Annotated in this window: 17 protein-coding genes; 5 read left to right on the forward strand and 12 right to left on the reverse strand. The window is 66.9% G+C overall.

Going from position 1 to position 18,107, the window contains the following annotated elements; translation table 11 throughout:
- The first annotated feature begins 9 nt into the window (after positions 1–9).
- The 3 genes from CEW88_RS02970 to CEW88_RS02980 are packed head-to-tail and all read left to right on the forward strand — an operon-like array spanning position 10 to position 3,476.
- A complete protein-coding gene (locus CEW88_RS02970) occupies positions 10–1,131 on the forward strand; it encodes a glycosyltransferase family 4 protein (protein ID WP_159099540.1) in 1,122 nt (373 codons plus the stop codon).
- Positions 1,128–2,288, forward strand: a complete 1,161-nt coding sequence (locus tag CEW88_RS02975) for a glycosyltransferase (protein ID WP_108964612.1) — start codon at positions 1,128–1,130, stop codon at positions 2,286–2,288. The genes CEW88_RS02970 and CEW88_RS02975 overlap by 4 nt, the downstream gene beginning before the upstream one ends.
- A gap of 12 nt (positions 2,289–2,300) precedes the next feature.
- Complete coding sequence (locus CEW88_RS02980; RefSeq protein ID WP_108964613.1) at positions 2,301–3,476, forward strand: polysaccharide biosynthesis/export family protein; 1,176 nt, start codon at positions 2,301–2,303, stop codon at positions 3,474–3,476.
- Positions 3,477–3,492: 16 nt separating this feature from the next.
- On the opposite strand, the gene CEW88_RS02985 is transcribed toward CEW88_RS02980, so the two are convergent.
- The 11 genes from CEW88_RS02985 to CEW88_RS03035 form a co-directional block, all read right to left on the reverse strand.
- Entirely contained in the window at positions 3,493–4,431 is a 939-nt protein-coding gene (locus CEW88_RS02985) for an MYG1 family protein (protein WP_108964614.1), read from the reverse strand.
- Between the two features lie 95 nt (positions 4,432–4,526).
- A complete protein-coding gene (locus CEW88_RS02990) occupies positions 4,527–6,014 on the reverse strand; it encodes an acyl-CoA dehydrogenase family protein (protein WP_108964615.1) in 1,488 nt (495 codons plus the stop codon).
- A 113-nt stretch (positions 6,015–6,127) separates the two neighbouring features.
- Positions 6,128–7,003, reverse strand: coding sequence for an amidohydrolase family protein (locus tag CEW88_RS02995; RefSeq protein ID WP_108964616.1), 876 nt, complete (start codon positions 7,001–7,003; stop codon positions 6,128–6,130).
- Positions 7,004–7,013: 10 nt separating this feature from the next.
- Complete coding sequence (locus CEW88_RS03000) at positions 7,014–8,882, reverse strand: feruloyl-CoA synthase (RefSeq protein WP_254694425.1); 1,869 nt, start codon at positions 8,880–8,882, stop codon at positions 7,014–7,016.
- Between the two features lie 26 nt (positions 8,883–8,908).
- The gene (locus tag CEW88_RS03005) at positions 8,909–9,682 is read right to left on the reverse strand and encodes a crotonase/enoyl-CoA hydratase family protein (protein ID WP_108964618.1); all 774 of its coding nucleotides are present in this window, start codon (positions 9,680–9,682) and stop codon (positions 8,909–8,911) included.
- 32 nt (positions 9,683–9,714) lie between these two features.
- Entirely contained in the window at positions 9,715–10,479 is a 765-nt protein-coding gene (locus CEW88_RS03010; protein ID WP_108964619.1) for an SDR family NAD(P)-dependent oxidoreductase, read from the reverse strand.
- A gap of 11 nt (positions 10,480–10,490) precedes the next feature.
- Positions 10,491–11,771, reverse strand: coding sequence for a TRAP transporter large permease (locus tag CEW88_RS03015; RefSeq protein WP_108964620.1), 1,281 nt, complete (start codon positions 11,769–11,771; stop codon positions 10,491–10,493).
- Positions 11,771–12,319 carry a TRAP transporter small permease gene (locus CEW88_RS03020; RefSeq protein WP_108964621.1) on the reverse strand — a complete coding sequence of 183 codons (549 nt, stop codon included), beginning with the start codon at positions 12,317–12,319 and terminating at the stop codon, positions 11,771–11,773. Before CEW88_RS03020 ends, CEW88_RS03015 begins: the two co-directional genes overlap by 1 nt.
- Positions 12,320–12,395: 76 nt before the next feature.
- Complete coding sequence (locus CEW88_RS03025) at positions 12,396–13,499, reverse strand: C4-dicarboxylate TRAP transporter substrate-binding protein (protein ID WP_108964622.1); 1,104 nt, start codon at positions 13,497–13,499, stop codon at positions 12,396–12,398.
- Between the two features lie 57 nt (positions 13,500–13,556).
- Positions 13,557–14,030 (reverse strand): MarR family winged helix-turn-helix transcriptional regulator, encoded by a 474-nt coding sequence (locus tag CEW88_RS03030; protein WP_108964623.1) that lies wholly within the window; start codon positions 14,028–14,030, stop codon positions 13,557–13,559.
- A 110-nt stretch (positions 14,031–14,140) separates the two neighbouring features.
- Positions 14,141–16,000, reverse strand: a complete 1,860-nt coding sequence (locus CEW88_RS03035) for an FAD-dependent monooxygenase (protein ID WP_108964624.1) — start codon at positions 15,998–16,000, stop codon at positions 14,141–14,143.
- A gap of 101 nt (positions 16,001–16,101) precedes the next feature.
- Here CEW88_RS03035 and CEW88_RS03040 point away from each other — a divergent pair, with 101 nt between their 5' ends.
- Together CEW88_RS03040 and CEW88_RS03045 are read left to right on the forward strand one after the other, a co-directional pair.
- Complete coding sequence (locus tag CEW88_RS03040) at positions 16,102–16,533, forward strand: MarR family winged helix-turn-helix transcriptional regulator (protein WP_254694426.1); 432 nt, start codon at positions 16,102–16,104, stop codon at positions 16,531–16,533.
- Positions 16,534–16,637: 104 nt separating this feature from the next.
- Positions 16,638–17,510: an MBL fold metallo-hydrolase gene (locus CEW88_RS03045; protein WP_108964626.1), complete on the forward strand. Its 873-nt coding sequence runs from the start codon at positions 16,638–16,640 to the stop codon at positions 17,508–17,510.
- Between the two features lie 31 nt (positions 17,511–17,541).
- On the opposite strand, the gene CEW88_RS03050 is transcribed toward CEW88_RS03045, so the two are convergent.
- Complete coding sequence (locus CEW88_RS03050) at positions 17,542–18,033, reverse strand: flavin reductase family protein (RefSeq protein WP_108964627.1); 492 nt, start codon at positions 18,031–18,033, stop codon at positions 17,542–17,544.
- Positions 18,034–18,107 lie beyond the last annotated feature (74 nt).

Consider the following 18,107-nt stretch of genomic DNA (forward strand, 5'->3'; position numbering starts at 1 on the left):
GGATTGTTCGTGATCCGCGGGAGCTTCTCGCACATCAATGCCCAGCTCGAGGCGGCCCTGCGCAGGGTCCGCCCCGAGATCGATCTCGATGTCATCGACGTAGGAAAAGAGTTCAAGGAGAACATGCTGAGCCAGCTGCGGTGCCTCCTCGGGGTGCAGCGCGAGTACGGGCTGTCCAGCTGGAGTTCCAAGGACATGCTGCGCTACCGCCTGGCGCGCTCGCGGACGTACTACCAGGCGGTGAGCGAGATGGTGCGGGATCGGTTCGATCCCGCCGACTACGACTTCACCCTGCAGACCCAGTCGCTGTTCAACGCGGCGCTGCCCGGCATCCCCAACTTCGTCTATACCGACCATGTGGCGCGGGCGGGGATGTCGAGCCTGCAGGGCCTCTTCGGGGCGCCCAGCGACGGTTGGTTCGCCTGCGAGAGCGAAATCTACACTCAGGCCCGGCATGTCTTCACCTTCGGGCCCAAGATTCGCCGGATGCTCACCGAGCAATACCGCATCGCGCCGGAAAAGAGCTCGGCCATCGGGGCAGGGGCCTCGGTGCTTCCCAAGCGGCCGGTGGATCTGAGCACCGAGCGTTTCGCCCGACGCCGCATCCTCTTTGTCGGGGTCGACTGGGAGCGCAAGGGAGGGCCCGAGCTGGTCGATGCCTTCAAGCTGCTCCGCACGCGGCTGCCGGATGCGACACTCACCGTGATCGGCTGCAGCCCCGAGTTGCAGGTCGAGGGGGTCGAGGTGTTGGGGCGCCTGCCTCTGGAGGAGGTCGCCGAACATTTCCACGAGGCTTCCTGCTTCTGCATGCCCTCGCGGCTCGAGCCCTTCGGCGTGGTCTTCTGCGAGGCCATGCAGTTCGGCCTGCCGGTGGTCTCGACCGACGTGGGCGACATTGGCTCCATCGTTGTCGAGGGCGAGACCGGCCACGTGGTCCCGGGGCGCAACCCCGAGGCGCTTTCCGAAGCGCTCTTTCAGACGCTCGCCATGCCCGACCGCGCCCTGCGCCTCGGCACGGCGGCCAAGGCACGTGCAACGCAGTTCACTTGGGACGCGGTGGCGGAACGGATCGCCGCGCATTTTCCGGGCGAGCCCGCCATGCCGCGCGCCGAACTGGAGGTGGCCTGGTGAGCAAGCGCATCCTTTACGTAATCGACAGCCTCAAGTTCGGCGGCGCCGAGATGCTGCTGCTGGGACTGCTGGATGCGGCGCGGGACCGCGGCTGCGAGGCGCATGTGGCCTATTTCACGCCTGGCCCGCTCGAGGCGCGTGTGGCCGAGCGCGACGTCGGCATGACCCGGCTGAGCACCAGAGGGCTCCGCGATCCGCGCGCGCTCGCACGCTGCATGAAGCTGATCCGCGACTGGCGGCCCGACATCGTGCACAGCCACCTGATCAAGAGCGATCTCGTCGGCCAGACGGCCGCGCGCCTATCGGGCGTGCCGCGCATCATAACCTTGCACAACACCGATCCTTGGCGCGAGAAGAAGGCCAAGAGCCTGATGTATCGGACAATCACAGCCGGGGCCGACGCCTGTATCGGCGTGTCGGATCGGGTGGCCAACCACGTGGCCCGCACCGGCGGGTTTCGCGCCGATCGCATCGAGACCATCGTCAATGGCATCGACCTGCATCACTTCGACCCGGCGCGCACCCAGCCGCTCGATCTGTCCCGCTACGGCGTGCAACCCGGGGCGAAGGTCGTGGCGGTGATCGGCAGCCTTACGCCGCAGAAGGACCACGAGAATTTCCTGCGCAGCGCCGCCATCCTCGCGCAGCGCGTCCCGCAGGCGGTGTTCCTCGTCGTGGGCGAGGGGCCGCTGGGGCCGCAGATCGAGGCGCAGGCCCGCGGGCTTGGGCTGGGGCCGGAAAGGCTCATTCTGACCGGGGCCATCAGCCAGATGCGCGAGCTCTTGGCGGCGCTCGACGTGATGGTGGTCTCTTCGGCCTGGGAAGGGCTGCCGATGGTGCTGCTCGAGGGCATGGCGATGCAATGCGCCGTCGCCTCGACCGATGTCGGCGGCATTCCCGATGTGCTCGAAGATGGCCGCTCCGGACGCCTCGTGCCCGCGCATGATCCCGAGGCGCTGGCGCAGGCGGTGGCCGGGCTGCTGGCCGATCCGGCCGCCGCCGCCCGGCTTGGCGGCGCGGCACGCGACACCGTGGTTGCCCGGTTCAGCGCCGAGGTCATGCGCGAGCGCATCTTCGCCCTTTACGACAGCAAGACCCGTCCGCGCCCCGGCGCGCATCGCCAGCCCGGCGCGCCGCGGCTGGACAGTCCCAACTGAGGAGTAGCGAGAATGGTTGTTTATCTTCGCCAGTTTGCCGCCTGCACGGCGCTTGCCCTGGCCCTCGCCCTGACCGGCGGGCCGGCCAAGGCCGACACGCCTGACTACCACGTCGACGTGGGCGACCGGCTGACCATCTCGGTCTATGGCAAGCCCGAGATGTCGGGCAATTTCCAGGTCCGCGCCGACGGCCAGATCGCGATGCACCTGCTGGGGCCGATCGATGTGGCCGGGCTGACCATGCGCCAGGTCGAGGAGCGCATAGAGACCGAGGCGCGCGAGCGCTTCTCCAGCCGAGAATCGGTGGTGGTCGATATGCTCGAATACCGCGATGTCTTCGTGCTCGGCGCCGTCGACACGCCCGGCGCCTACGAGTTCCGCCCCGGGTTGACGGTGATGAAGGCCATCGCCATGGCGGGCGGCATCGAGCGCGTCCAGGAAGACCTGCGCAGCGAGCGTGACATTGAGAACGCCCGCAACAACCTCGCCGAGGCGCAGAGCCGCCTGACCTTTGCCCAGTCCGAGCGCGACGCCCTGGCGCGGGAACTGGCCCGGCTCGACGGGGTGACCACCGAGGCCCAGGTGCCCGAGGCCCGTCTCGATCAGGAACAGGAACAGCTCGTCGGCCTGCGCCGCTCGCTGATGCAGGACCTGATGGAAGGCGCCACCATGCGCAGCACGCTTGCCGACGAGGAAGCCGGGATGCTCGACCAGCGCCGGGAACTGATCAACGAGCGGCTCGACGCCACGCAGGAGCAGCTCGAGAGCATGCAGGAACTTGAGGCCCGCGGTCTCGCTCGCAAGGAGCAGACGCTGGGGCTGAAGATTGACCTCTCCGAATACAACGCCGACCTGCTCGAGGTCGCCGCCTTCGTCTCGCGCGCCAAGCAGACCCGTGCCAATGCCGAGAGCGACATCCAGGAGGCCCAGACCGAGTACCGGCTGAACTTGCTGCAGGACAAGATCGAGGCCGAGCAGCGCGTGGCGCAGGAGCGTACCGAGGTGCAGATGGCGCTGAATTTCCTGCGCCGTGCCAGTCCCGCTGCCGCCGCCGAGTTGGGCGAGGCAGTCGAGACCGTCTACGAAGTCTTCCGCAACGGTTCGGATACGCCCGAGCGGGTGGCGCCGACGGCGCTGCTCGGCCCCGAGGACGTGCTGAACATCAGCTTCGAGGCGGTGATGCAGTGAAACGCGCGAGCGCGGCTCAGGCGGTCCCGGACACCGCCTCGGCCTCGCGCACGGCCAGATCGGCCATCGCGAGGATTGCCTCGCGGCTGCCCGCCACGGCGATGAAGCGCCCGTTGTGGCAGAACTTTGCCCCCGCGACGCCGCTTGCCTCTTCCAGCGCCGCGTCGGTCAGCCCGGCCCAGGCGGCGGGCAGATCGGCGCGCTGCTCGAAGCCGTCGGCGTTCTTGCGGATGCCGGTGAGCGCCCAATCTTCGCCGCGCGGGTGCACCACGAAGAGCAGGTGATCGGCCCCCGCGGCCACCACTGCCGAGCGGAAGGGCATGCCCTGCGGCAGCTCCAGCACGCGGCCCGCACCGGCGGTCTTGATCGCCGCCATCACCTGCGCTTCGGCGCGGCGCTTGGCGGCCTTGCGGCGGATCTGCGCCTCGACGAAGGCGCGCGCGATGTGCAGCGCATCGGCAAATGCCATGTCTTCGGCCTCGGGCGCCTTGTCGTCATAGACCGGCTTGAGGCTTTCCAGCAGCATAGGCAGCGTGAGATCCGACAGCATCGGGCCAGCCTCGGACGGGCTGAGCGCGCCGTTGTCCATCAGGTCGACCGGCAGCACGAAGCCCGAATCGAAGCTGGCGTGGATGCCTTCGAGATCGGCCTCTGGCACCTCCAGCGCACGCAGGTAGTCGCGGCCATAGTGTTTCCAGATCAGCCCGAAGGAGCTGAACGGCTGGCCGTCATCGCGCAGCGGTGCGTCTTTCTGGTGGTGGTCGTAGATGCCCTGCGCGTGGTCGTATGCGCGGCCCACGTCGTAGATGATCTTGTCCGCTCCGGGCGTGATCCATGCCGCATCGCGGGTGCGGAGGATCTCGGCCTCGGGGTGGAGCCGGGTGAGGATCACCGACGACAGCAGTTCGTCTGCGTGGAAGCCGCCGGAATGGGTGACAAGGTGGGTGATCTGCATCGTCGGCCTCTGGATTGCTCGGCGCCCCCATATCGCGGGAGCGCCCTGCTGCCAAGGCGGGAGCGGTCCGGCGCCGGCGCCCGTCCGGGTGCGGGTCAGCCCGCCGCTAGCCTCAGCCGCACTGCCCGGGCCAGCAGAGCTGCAGTCTCCTGCGCAAAGCCGTGCGCCTCGGCGCGGACGTCCGGGCTTTCGGCAAGGCCCGATGCGCGAGCCTGCCAAGCCTCGCAGTCCACCACCAGACCGGGCTCTGCGCCGCCGAGCCGCGTCACCAGCGCCGCGAACTGACCGATGGCCGCGCCGCCCTCCAGCTTCAGCCCGCGCGTCGCCAGCGTCAGCGCGTGGATGCCATTTGCCCCCTCGTAGATCGAGGTGATCCGCGCATCGCGCCAGACCTGCGCCATGCCGTATTCTTCCAGATAACCGTAGCCGCCGAGAATCTGGATGCCGAGATCCGCCGCGCGGATGCCCGCCTCGGTGGCGTAGATCTTGCACAGCGGCGTCAGGAACTCGATCAAGGCAGGGGCCTCGCCCTTTTCAAGCTCGGCCAGCGCGAGATGGCACATGCCGCGGGCAGTGCGGGCCAGATCCTGCTGCTCGTCCAGCATGCGTCGCACGTCGGGGTGGTCGGTGAGCAGCGCCGGGCTGCCCTCGATGGTGCGGCCCTGCCGGCGCTCGGCGGCATAGGCCGAGGCGATGGCATGGGCGCGGCTGGCATGCGCAATACCCTGCAACGCCACGTCGAGCCTTGCGTGGTTCATCATGGTGAACATCGCCGCCAGCCCGCGCCCCTCGCTGCCGACGAGCTCGGCCTTGGCGCCGTCGAATTCCATCTGGCAGGTCGGCGAGGCATGCAGGCCAAGCTTTTCCTCGATGCGGGTGACGGTGATGGCGTTGCGCAGGCCATCGGTTTCCGAGGCGCAAAGAAACAGCGACAGGCCTTTCACCCCGTCGTCGGGCGTGCCGGTGCGGGCGAGGACCAGATGCAGGATGCCCTGCGACATGTCCTGATCGCCGCCCGAGATGAAGATCTTCTGGCCCTCGATCTTCCACGCGTCCCCATCCCGCGTCGCCTTGCAGCGGATGCGCGACAGATCCGATCCCGCCCCGGCCTCGGTCAGGCACATGGTCGAGAGCCATTCGCCGGAGGTGAGGCGGGGGATATAGGCTGCCTGTTGCTCGGCCGTGCCATGGGCGAGCAGGGTCGAGATCGCGCCAGGTACCAGCCCCGTCACCATCTGCAGCGCGTGATTGGCGCCCGAGAAGATCTCGGAAACCGCCGCCGCCGTCAGATGATCGAGCGCCTGACCGCCGAACGCCTCGGGGGCGGTGAGCCCCTGCCAGCCACTCTCGACCAGTTCGGAGTAGGCCGCGGCGAAGCCTTCGGGCATCCGCACACGGCCATTCTCCAGCCGGCACCCTTGCCGGTCTCCGGGTTCGTTGAGCGGGGCGAGCACGCCCTCGGCGAAGGCGGCGAAATGCTGGGTGATCTCCTGCGAGAGCTCGGCATCCCAGCCGGGGGCATTGCCGGCAAAGATATGCAGGCTGTGGAAGATCTCGTCGGTGGGGGCCTGGAAGGGGATCATCTGTGCCTCGCTCGCAAGGGGAAACAGGGCGGCGCAGAAGCACCGCCGTGGAGCCGGGACCGGCTCCGCGCATAAAGAAGGAGGGCCCGCGCGCCGGAACGCGCGGAAGAAGGTCAGGCCTCGATGCCCAGCAGGCGCATCGCGTTCTGTTTGAGGATCAGCGGGCGCACCTCCTCCTTGAACTCGACCTGATCGAAGGCGTTGAGCCATTTCTCGGGCGCGATCATCGGCCAATCCGAGCCGAAGAGCATCTTCTTCTTCAGGATCGAGTTGGCGTATTGCACGAGGATCTTCGGGAAGTACTTCGGCGACCAGCCCGAGAGGTCGATGTAGACGTTGGGCTTGTGCTGGGCGACGGAAAGCGCCTCTTCCTGCCAGGGGAAAGAGGGATGCGCGAGGATGATCGGCATGTCGGGGAAATCCACCGCCAGATCATCCATATACATCGGGTTCGAATACTTCAGCCGCATGCCGTTGCCACCGCGCATGCCCGAGCCGACGCCGGTCTGGCCGGTGTGGAAGAGCGCGGGCACCCCGGCCTCGGCGATCGCCTCGTAAAGCGGGTAGGCCATGCGGTCGTTGGGGTAGAAGCCCTGCATCGTGGGGTGGAACTTGAAACCCTTGATGCCGTGGTTCTCCACCAGATCGCGGGCCTCGCGCGCACCGAGCTTGCCCTTCGCCGGGTCGATCGAGGCAAAGGGGATGAGGATGTCGTCGTTCTTGGCGCAGGCGTCGGCGACCTCGTAGTTGTCGTAGCGCTGGTAGCCGGTCTCGCGCTCGCTATCGACGGGGAAGATCACTGCCGCGATGTTCATTTCGCGGTAATGCGCGGCGGTCTCGTCGATGGTCGGGGGATGCGCCCAGGGCGCGCCGAAATACTTGGCCATCGTCGATTGCAGCTCGTCGTAGCCGTCGTCGGTATGACAGCCGCAGGCTTCCTCGGCGTGGGTATGGAAATCGATCGCGCGGATCTTGGCGAAGTCGATCATGGTTGCCTCCTCAGACGCGGATAAGTGCCGGGTCTTCGTTGTCGTAGAGCCGCTCCAGCAGGTCGGCGCGGCGGGTCAGGATCTTCTTGATGTTGAGCGAGCCCTTGTCGGTGATCTCGTGATGCTCCAGCGAGGGCGGCTCGGCAAGCACCAGCGCGCGGGTGATGCGCTTGGCCGAGCCCGTCACATGCGCGTTCATCTCGCGCAGCCGCAGCTCGATCTTGGTCATCAGCTCGGGGTCCGTGACGGCGCCCTGGGTGATCTCGCCCGGCTTGGCCGCACCGGCGGCGGGGAAAACGAAGAGCCCCACCTCGCCCCGGTCATGCCCGCAGATCACCACATCCTGCGCCAGGCCGGCCAGTTCCTTCAGCGCGCTCATACGCAGGTTACCCGCCTGCACCCAGGTGCCGGTGTCGAGCTTGAAGTCCTCCGACACGCGTCCGTCGAAGACGAGGCCGCGGTTGGCGTCCTCGGGATCGACGAAACGCACCGCGTCGCCTGTGATGAAATAGCCTTCCTCGTCGAAGGCCGCGGCGGTCTTCTCGGGGTCATTGAAGTAGCCCTGCATCACGTTGGGGCCCTTCACCCGGATCTCGCAGCGCATGTCCTCGTCGGGGATCAGCTTGACCTCGACGCCGGGCAGCGGCACGCCGATCACCCCCGATCGGCCGATGGGCTCATGCACCATGAGGCAGGCGGGGGCGGTCTCGGTCAGGCCCCAGCTTGAGATCATCATCGGCAGCCCGCCGCGGGCGTGGATGCAGAACTGCTCGAGCGCCTCCCAGACGTCCTGCGGCAGCGAGGCGCCAGCATAGAACAGCAGCTGCTGGTCCTTGAAGAGATGCTCCTGCAGCGCCGGATCGTCCTTGATCGCCTCCACGAGCATGTTCCAGCCAACCGGGACGTTGAAGGCCAGCGTACCGGGGCGGTCGGTGCGGTTCTTGAGCGTGGTGGAAAAGCCCTTGCCGGTGGGCTTGCCGCTGTCGATGGTCAGCGTGCCGCCATGGGCGAGCATCATGTTCACGTTGTGCGAGCCGCCGAAGACGTGGTTCCACGGCAGCCAGTCGGTGATGCGCGGCGCGTGGTCCGTCAGGAAGGGCAGGGCGACCTGCATCTGCACCTGGTTGACGCACATCATGCGGTGCGTGGTCAGCACCCCTTTGGGATCGGAGCTGGAGCCGGAGGTGAAGAGGATCTTCGCCAGAGTGTCCGGCCCGACAGTGGCGTGCACCGCGTCAAGCTCGGGGCTTTCCTCGGTGGCGAGAAGCTCGGCCATCGGGGTCACCGGGCGCCCGGCCTCGCCGCGCGCGGCCACGATCTCGACCTCCGCGAGATGCGGCAGGGCGAGCGCAGAGGCGTAGCGCGTCGCGTCATCGACGAAGGCGAGCTTCGGGGTCACCTTGTCGAGCACGTAGGTGAGGCGGCCATGCGCCTCGGGGATCAGCGAGTATTGCTCCGCCAGCGGCACCACCGGCACGCCGATGTATTGCGCGGCAAGCGAGACCAGGAGGTGATCGAGACCGTTGCCGGACAGCATGGCGATGGTGTCGCCCTGTCCCAGCCCGCGCGCCAGCAGCGCCGAGGCGATGGCGCGCACCTGCTGCAAAAGCTCGAGATAAGTCACGTTGCGCCAGCCGGGGCCTTCGGTGGGGCGCTCCGAGACGGCGACACGGTAGGGTGCCTTAACGGCCCATTCGTGCAGCCAGGCGCCGGTATTCTCCACAGCCTCGGGCAGCTCGTAGCCCGAGCGCAGCAGGATCGTGCCGTCCTCGCGGTCCTCGCGGATCACCTTGTGCGGCACGTAACGGGTCAGCGTGTGGCGTCTGGCCCAGTCGGCGCGGGCTTCGTGGCCGGTCGGGGCGCTTTCTACGATGGTCATGTCCATTCCTCCTCCCTCCGTCCGGCTCAGCGGAACACGGGCGCGCGCTTCTCGAGGAAGGCGTTCAGCCCCTCTTCGGCATCCGGGGTGGTCTGCACCAGCGCGGCGCAGAGGCTCTCGGTGAAGAGCCCGTCGTTGCGCGACATGTCGTTGATCCGGCTCAGCGCCTGCACCATGAAGTAGTTCGACATCGGCGCGTTCCCGGCGATCTGCTCCGCCAGCTTGCGCGCCAGCGGCAGCGCCTCGCCCTCTCCGACGCTGTAGTGGGTCAGTCCGAGCCGCAACCCTTCCTCGGCATTGTATTTGCGCCCAGTGAGCATCATCTCGACCATCCGGTCCGCCCCGAGGATGCGCCCGACGCGCACCGAGGCCCCACCGCCGACGAAGATGCCGCGCCGCCCCTCGGGCAGCTGGAAGATCACCGAGGGCTCGGCGATGCGTACATGGGTCGAGGCCGCCAGCTCCAGCCCGCCGCCGATCACCGCGCCTTGCATGGCGGAGACCGTGACCTTGCCGCCGAACTGGATCATCTCCATCACCCGGTGCCAGTTGCGCGAGTGGTAGACGCCGTCCTCGGCGCTGCGCGAGACGTGCTCCGACAGGTCGAGCCCCGAGCAGAAGTGCCCGCCCGCGCCGGTCAGGATCACCACGCGCACCTCTTTCGGGAGCGTCGCGTAGGCATTCTCCAGCGCCGCGATCAGCCCGTCGCTCATTGCGTTGCGCTTGTCGGTGCGGATCATGGTGAGGGTGGCGATCTGGCCGTCCACCTCGGTGGTCAGGTACTTGGCGTGGTCGGACATGGCGGTCTCCTTGGGGACGTCTTGGAGTAGGGTCATTTGGGGGTGAGCCGGACGGCACTGTCGAGGCGGATGACCTCGCCGTTCAGCAGCGGGTTCTCGATGATCTGCTGCACCAGCAGGGCAAACTCGTCGGGCTTTCCCATGCGCGAGGGGAAGGGCAGGCCGGCCTCGAGCGCGGCGCGGGCGTCCGGCGGGAGCCCGGCGCTCATCGCGGTCTCGAAGAGGCCCGGGGCGATGGTCATCACGCGGATGCCGAAACGGGCGAGCTCGCGTGCGGCGGGCAGGGTGAGCGAGGCGATCCCGCCCTTGGAGGCGGCGTAGGCAGCCTGTCCGATCTGCCCGTCCTGGTAGGCGACAGAGGCGGTGTTGAGGATGATCCCCCGCGCGCCGTCCGCATCGACCGGATCGAGTGCCGACATGGCACGGGCGGCATGGCTGAGCACGATGTAGCTGCCGAGCGTGTTGATCTTCAGCGTGCGCTCGAAGGCCTCAATGGGCAGCGAACCGTCGCGGGGCAGGATGCGGGTGGCGGTGCCGATGCCGGCGCAATTGACCGTGATGCGGGGCGTGCCGATCTTTTCGATGACCTCGGCAAAGGCGGTTTCCACCGCTGCTGCGTCCGAGACGTCGACCGCCAAGGCCATGCCGCCGATGTCGCCAGCGACGCGTTGAGCGGCCTCGGGTGAAAGGTCCAGCACGACCACCGTCGCACCTGCCGTCGCCAGCCGCCGCGCGGTGGCCTCTCCAAGGCCGCTTCCGGCGCCGGTGACGAGGGCGATGGTTCCTTTTATGTGCATGAAAGACCTCCTCAGAAGAAGCCGCGCAGGGCGAGCATGCCGCCGACCAACACGAGGTCGGCGAGGATGAAGGGCACGATCCCCGCAAAGACCTGCTCCAGCCGCACGTAGTCGCGGGCGACGGAATGGATGACGAAGACGTTGAGCCCCACGGGCGGCGTGATCATCCCGATCTCCAGCAGCTTGGCGACAAGCAGGCCGAACCACAGCTTGTCGACGCCGTGCTGTGCAAGGATCGGCAGGAACAGCGGCAGGGTCAGCAGCAGCGCCCCGATCGGCTCGAGGAACATGCCGAGGATCAGGTAGATCACCACGATCACCAGCAGCAGCGCGAAGGTGCCAAGGCCGAGCCCCTCGACGAACAGGCCCATCTGCATCGACAGGCCGGACATGGCGACGAGCCGGGTGAAGAGGTTGGCGCCGATGGCGATGATGAAGAGCGCCCCCGACGAAAGCAGCGTGTCGATCAGGCTTTCCTTGAAGTCGGCCCAGCTCAGCGAGCGGCGGGCGATACCGAGCAGCAGCGCGACGAAGCTGCCGAAAGCGCCCGCTTCCGTGGCGGTGAAGAATCCGGTGAAGAGCCCGCCGAAGACCGCGCCAATGAGCAGCAGCACGGGCCAGATCTCGGCGGTCTTCTGCCAGCGGTCGCCCATGGTGTAGGGCTCGGCGCGAGGCAGGCTTTCGGGATTGCGCCACCAGACGATCAGCACGGCGCAGATGTAGAAGGCCAGCGAGGCAAGGCCGACAAAGAGCCCGCCGAGGAAGAGGTCGTTGATCGAGATTTCGGCCTGGATGCCGAAGAGGATCAGGATGATCGAGGGCGGGATCAGCGCACCGATCGTGCCGCCCGCCGCGACGGCGCCGGTGGCGATGCGCAAGTCGTACTTCTGCCGCGCCATCTCGGGCACCGCGATGCGGCCGATGGCGGCGGAACAGGCAACCGACGAGCCCGACACCGCAGCAAAGCCCGAGGCGCCCGCCAGCGAGGCGATGGCAAGCCCGCCGGGCAACCAGCCCCACCAGACCCGCGCCGCCTCGAACAGGCCCCGCGTGAGGCCGGAGTGATAGGCGATATAGCCCATCAGCAGGAACATCGGGATCGAGCTGAGCGTCCAGCTCGCCGACGTGGTGTAGGGGATGGTCGAGAGCATCGACAGCGCCGGGCGGAGGCCCGCGACGGCCCAGATGCCAAGGAAGGAAACGAGGATCAGGCTGGCGGCGATGGGCACGCGCAGGCCGATCAGGATGAGAAGGGCGACGAGCGCCAGAATGCCGATGGTGACGGGATCCATCAGATGTCCTCTCCGGAATTGGACGTGTCTTCGAGGGCGCCGACGGGATCATGGTCATGCGCGCCGAAGCGTCCGGTCAGCACCTCGTAGATGCGGATGGCCATGATCAGCAGGGCGAGGCCGAAGGAAATGGGCAGGATCCAGTAGCTCGGCCAGGTGACGAAGCGCAGCGTGCCGGCCTCGATATAGGCGCCGCGCGACATCTGGCGCATTGCCTCGAGACACGAGCCGTAAGTCAGCACGGCCAGCACCGCCGCGAAGATGCCGAACCCGAGCAGTTGCACCAGCTTCAGCGGCGTTCCGGTCAGCGTCTGGGTGAAGACCGTCGCCTCGATGTGGCGGCGCTTCAGCTCGGTCAGCGCGAGCGGCAGGACGCTGACGGCGACCATGTAATACTTGCCGACGAGATCGGCGGTGGCGGGGAAACCGGCGCCGAGAAAGGCGCGCATGAAGACGTCCACCACGACCTGCAGCATCATCGCCAGCAGCACGAGGCCGCCCAATATCATACTGATCCGCGCCACGGCGGTCTCAATCGGAGCAAGCATCCGATCCTCCGGGGGGTGAGAGGGGAAAACTCTGGAAGGCGCGCGCCGGCAGAACGCCGGCGCACGCTTGGCAGGCTTAGCTGCCGTAGGAGGTCAGATCGATCTTCGACCAGATTTCCTCGGTGCGCAGCGCGCCCAGATCTTCGGGGGACATGCCAGGGGTGACCAGTCCTTCCCACTTTTCGATAAGCGCCATGTAGCGGTCGATCTTCGTCTGGGCGTCGCTCACGCCACGCTCCTCGAGGATCGAGGCCGCATTTGCGAGGCGCTCCTCGTTGAAGCTGTCGCGGGCGTCGATCAGGCTCTGGTCGGGCTCGATGAACTCGACCATGTCGCCGGCGCGGACCTCCTCGATCTGCCGATCAAAGGCGGCCATGCCGGTCGCGATGCCATATTGCGCCGCGGTGGCCAGCGCCATGCGGTCGTCGGCATCCATGCGGTCCCAGAGCATCGTGCTCGCGGTGGTGATCGCGGCGCCGTTGAACACGCCCTGCTCGATTTCGGTCACGTAGTCGACGACGTCGCCGAGGCGGTTGGCGATGATCTCGTGCGGCGAAGAGAAGGTCGCATCGATCACGCCCTGGCTGAGGCTCTCGAAGAGCTCGGACGAGGGCATCTGCACCGGTGCACCGCCGACACTTTCGATGAAGGCCGCGTAGAAGGGCGACCCCGAACGGACCTTGAGGCCCTTCATGTCGTCCAAGGTCTTCACCGGCTTTGTCGACAGCAGGTCATAGAGCGGCGTGGTGTCCGAGCCGAGGTAGATCTGCCCGTTGCGGGTGAACTCGGCCTGGCAGGGCTCGCAGGTGGCGATGTACTCGGTCACCGCAGAGCTGACGACCGCGGCGCTGGAGCCCAGCATCGAAAGTTCCGACACGAGCACGCTTTCGGGGTACTCGGCGACGAAATAGGGCATGAGCAGCGCACCGAACTCGGTCACGCCGTCGCGCAGGCCGGTGGACATCTCATTGGGCGCGACCAGCCCCGAGGGCGTGTCCTGACCTGTCCAGCGCCCGTCCGTCAGCTCTTCGAGCTTTTTGAACATCGTCGGATAGACGTCCTTGGCGACGGCGTGGTTGGGGCCGAAGCCGCTGGTGGCGCGGATGGTGTCCGCCGAAGCGCTGACGGCAAGCGCGGAAATCGAGCAGGCGAGCAGGCTCGCTGCAAAATGCATCTTCATGGTTATCCTCCCTGTGACAGTTCGCGGCCGGACTCCTCTGCCGCCCGCGCCCTTCGTTCAGCGCGTGGTGTCCTCGAGCCGCTGCAAGACGGCCATCAGGTGCGCGCGGTCCTTTTCGTCGAGCCGGCCGATGATCTGGTCCTCGGCCGTTCTCACCTTCTGAGCGGCACGGTCGCGCAGGCGGCGTCCACGCAGCGTTGCCGCCAGCGCGTAGCGCCGACGGTCGGTGGGAACCTTCTTGCGGGTGATGAGGCCGCGCTGTTCCAGCTCGTCGATGATCACGACAAGGTTCGAGCGCTCCATTTGCAAGGCGTCCGCAAGCTCCGACTGCACGATCCCGGCGTTGTCGGCGATGATCGACAGGCACGAAAAGCTGACCACGCGCAGGTCGTCCTCGGCCAGCGCACGCTGCGCCTCGGGCTGAATCTGCATGTAGGCGCGTTTCAGCCGGTATCCGATCAGCTCGCCAAGCACCGTATCCTCCACAGTCGGCCCGCCACGGTCTTCGGAAAGGTCGTCAGTCTGCGGCATGGGCTCCTCCTGCGCAAAACGGTATGTAGGATAATAGTTATAGTCAATAACTATTTCCGCGGGCGCTTTGCCGCCCATGGCGGGGCGGCGGGCCGAAGGCGTCCACCGAGCTAAGCTGGGAGCAGAAAGCCATTGAAGAAAATAGAAATTTCATCCTCCGCGTCGAGTGGGAGAACCTGCGCAACATATTGGTCCGGGCGCAGGACAAGCAGCGCCCCGCGCGACCTGTCGATGCCGCGAAGGTCGAAAATATCGGGGCCGTTGAACGCCGGGCAGAAGGCTTTTCCAAAGTCGGTCAGCCCATGTCTGCCCTTCTTCGGCAGCAGCGCGGGGGGCAGTGCCTCGAGTCGCATCTCGCGGTGCGGGGTCTGGAAGACCGCACGCAGGTCGATGACGCTGTCTGGATCCGCGCCCTTCGGCGTAAATCGCGCGATCACCGGCACCAGCACGTCGCAGAACTGAGCGATGGCGCCGCCCGGCTGGCCGCTGTCTCCCTCGGGGGCGAAGGCCAGCACCCGCCAGCGTCCGTCGGCCTTGAAGGCATGGCCGAGCTGCATCGGCTTCGCATCCGCCAGCCGTACCACCGGCGCTGAATGGAAACGCTTGCCGACCACTTGCCCTGCCGCCAGTGCCTGGTGCTCGGTGCCGCCGGTGATCAGCGAGGCATCGTAGCGCGTTTCGACCCCGGCGGTGTAGCGCCCGTGCTGCGTGAAATAGCGTTGGAACTGCTCGGCCTCGGCATCGTCCTTCGGCTTGGCGCTGAACAGCCGCGCCATGTCGCGGTCGAAGTCGATCAGCTCCTTGGCCTTGGCGCGGCGCTCTTCGGAGTAGGTGTCGAGCAGGGCAGGGGCGGCGCGTCCGCGCAGCACGGCAGCGAGCTTCCAGCCGAGGTTGAACGTATCGGCCATGCTGACGTTCATGCCTTGCCCGGCCTTGGGGCTGTGGGTGTGGCAGGCGTCCCCGGCGATGAAGACGCGCGGGCTGCGGGTGCCGCGCGCGTCCTCGGGCACGTCGTCGAAGGCATCGCAGACCCGCTGGCCGATCTCGTACGCGGACCACCAGGCGACTTCCTTTACCTCGAGCGTATAGGGGGCCAGAATCGCCTGCGCCTTGGCGATCAGCAGCTCGGCGCTCACATCGCGGTCGGCGGCGCGTTCGTCGCCGCGCAGCTCGCCCAATTCGATGTACAGGCGCACCATGTAGCCGCCTTCGCGCGGGATGATCAGCACGCTGCCCTGACCCTCGGACTGGATCGCCGCCTTGAGCCGGATGTCAGGGAAATCCGTCACCGGCAGTACATCCATCACGCCCCAGAGCTGGCGCGCCGACTCGCCCTTGAGCGCATGGCCCATCGCGCCGCGTACGGTGCTGCGCGCGCCGTCACAGCCGACGACGTAACGGGCGCGGATGGTCTCGGTGCCCTTGCCGTCGCGCCGGTTGAACGTGGCCTGCATCGGGTGGTCGGCATCGTCGCTCTTGGACAGCGCCACCAGCTCGCGGTTGTAGTCCGGTGTCAGGCGGCGTGGAGAATTGCGCATGATCTCCAGATAGAAATCATGCACGCGCGCCTGGTTGAGGATGACATGCGGCATCTCGGACAGATCATCCGCGACATCCTGGATGCGGTCGGCGCGGTGCAGGACGCCGTCAGTGTCTGGTCGCCAGAAGGCGACCTCATTGACCCAGTAGCCCTCTTTCATGACCTTTTCAGCAAAGCCAAAGGCCTCGAACATCTCCAGCGAACGGCAGGCGATGCCATCGGCCTGTCCAACCTCGAGCGGGCCGGGTTTGCGCTCGGCGATGCGAACTGTGATCTCCGGAAAGGCCGAGAGCTGGGCGGCGAGCGTCAGCCCCGCCGGGCCGCAGCCGACAATCAGCACATCGACGTCCTGCGCCTTGTGATCTGCGCCGGGCAGGGCAGGGGCGACGGCGGGATCCCCGCTGCGAAATCCGTTCAGGTGAAACTGCATGGTCCGATCCTCCCCATTTAGTAAGTGTACATATTATAATCCTGTGGTCGGGCGCGGAGTCAATATGGTAAGTTCACGTATCATCTGTTGGAGCCTAACCCATGACGTCACGGGACGATCTTAACAGGATGCCCGGCCACCTGATCCGCAGGCTGAACCAGCGCTCGACCGCAGTTTTCTCGGAGCGGTTGAAATTGGCACCTGTGGAGCTGACCTCGGTGCAATACGCCGCGCTCGACGTGCTGGCGCGCGAGCCGGGGATCGACCAGGCCCGGCTTGCAGCGCTCATCGCCTATGACCGGGCGACGATCGGCGAGGTGGTGAAGCGGCTCGAGAAAAAGGAGCTGGTGGCGCGGCAGGTGAACGAGGAGGATCGGCGCGCCCGCAGCCTGCGCCTGACCGCAGCGGGCGAGACCGCCCTCGCGCAGGTCGCCCCGATGGTCGCGGCGCTGCAGGCAGAGATACTTGGCAATCTCGATGAGGACGAAAGAACGCAGTTCATGGAGCTCCTGCGCAAGGCGGTGGAAGCCTGAAGGGTTTTTTCCGCCCCGGGGGTGACTCCGTGAGCGGGCTAAATACATTCACTGTGTAGAATGTGATCGGACGGTCCGACCTGCTTGACCGCAAGGAGACAAAGATGACCCCAAGCCCCGTCGTTAAGTCGTTCTGGGACGAGCCCACCGGCAGCTGGCAATACGTTTTCCATGACCCGCGGACCCTGAAGGGCGCCATCGTCGACCCGGTGCTGGACTTCGATCCGCTGGCCGCTGCGACGCGCACCCATAGCGCCGATGCGATCATTGCCTATGTGCGCGAGGCCGGGATCGAGATCACCCACGTCCTCGACACGCACCCCCACGCCGACCATTTCTCGGCCGCGCCCTACATCAAGTCAAAGATCGGCGGCACCACTGCCATTGGTGAGCACGTGACCAAGGTGCAGAAGCTCTGGCAGGACATCTACAACCTGCCCGACTTGCCGACCGACGGTGCGCAATGGGACGTGCTCTATGCTGACGGCGACGCGTTCATGGTCGGCGACATCCCGGTGCAGGTGATCTTCAGCCCTGGCCACACGCTGGCCTCGATCACCTATGTGGCGGGCGACGCGGCCTTCGTGCATGACACCTTCATGATGCCCGACAGCGGCACCTCGCGGGCGGACTTCCCGGGAGGCAGCTCGGCGGACCTCTACGAGAGCCTGATGAGGATCCTCTCCCTGCCGGACGAAACGCGGCTCTACGTCGGCCACGACTACGCCCCCGACGGCCGCGAGGCGCAATGCTGCGCCACGGTGGCAGAGCACAAGGCGCGCAACATCCATCTCAAAGGTGCCCCGACAGAGGCCGAGTACCGCGCGGTGCGCGACAAGCGCGACGCGACATTGCCGCTTCCCAAGCTGATGCTTGCGGCGCTGCAGGTGAACATCCGCGGCGGGCGCCTGCCCGAGGCCGAGGAGAACGGCCGCAGCTACCTCAAGATCCCGCTGAACCACTTCGAGCCGCGGTAAGGACGCCGCGCCGCCCGCCGCGCTGACTGTCTCAGGCGTGCTCAGCCCCGGTAAGACCCGCGAACTTGCCGTCGTGGTAGAGCAGCGGATCCGAGGGGCTGCCCCAATCGGTGACCGCGACCACCTCGCCGATGAAGATCGTGTGGGTGCCGAAGCTGCTCTTCTGCGCCGGGCGGCAGTCGAAGCTCACCTGTGCGCCGCGCAGGGCAGGGGCGCCGGTTTCCAGCGCAGACCACTCGCCCATCTCGAAGCGGGTCTCGCGGTCCCTGGGGGTGGCGAAGCGCATTGCGACGTCCTGCTGGCCGCGCGACAGCACGTTGACGCAGAAGGACCGGGCCTCGCTCAGGTGCTCGTGGATCGAGGCCGAGGCGTTGACGCAGATCAGCAGGCTCGGCGGCTCGGCGCTGAGCGAGGTGACGGCGGTGGCGATCAGCCCGTGCCGCGCATTGCCTGCCTCGCAGGTGACCAGCGAAACGCCGGCGGCAAGGCGGCGCATGCCGGATTTGAAATCGTTGGGATCCATTCAGTCATCCTTTCCTTCGGTCACGGCGGGCCGGGAGGAAGCCAGCGCCGGGGCAATCCGGTGGGCACGCCGCG

Source organism: Alloyangia pacifica (genome assembly GCF_003111685.1).
Lineage (GTDB): Bacteria > Pseudomonadota > Alphaproteobacteria > Rhodobacterales > Rhodobacteraceae > Salipiger > Salipiger pacificus_A.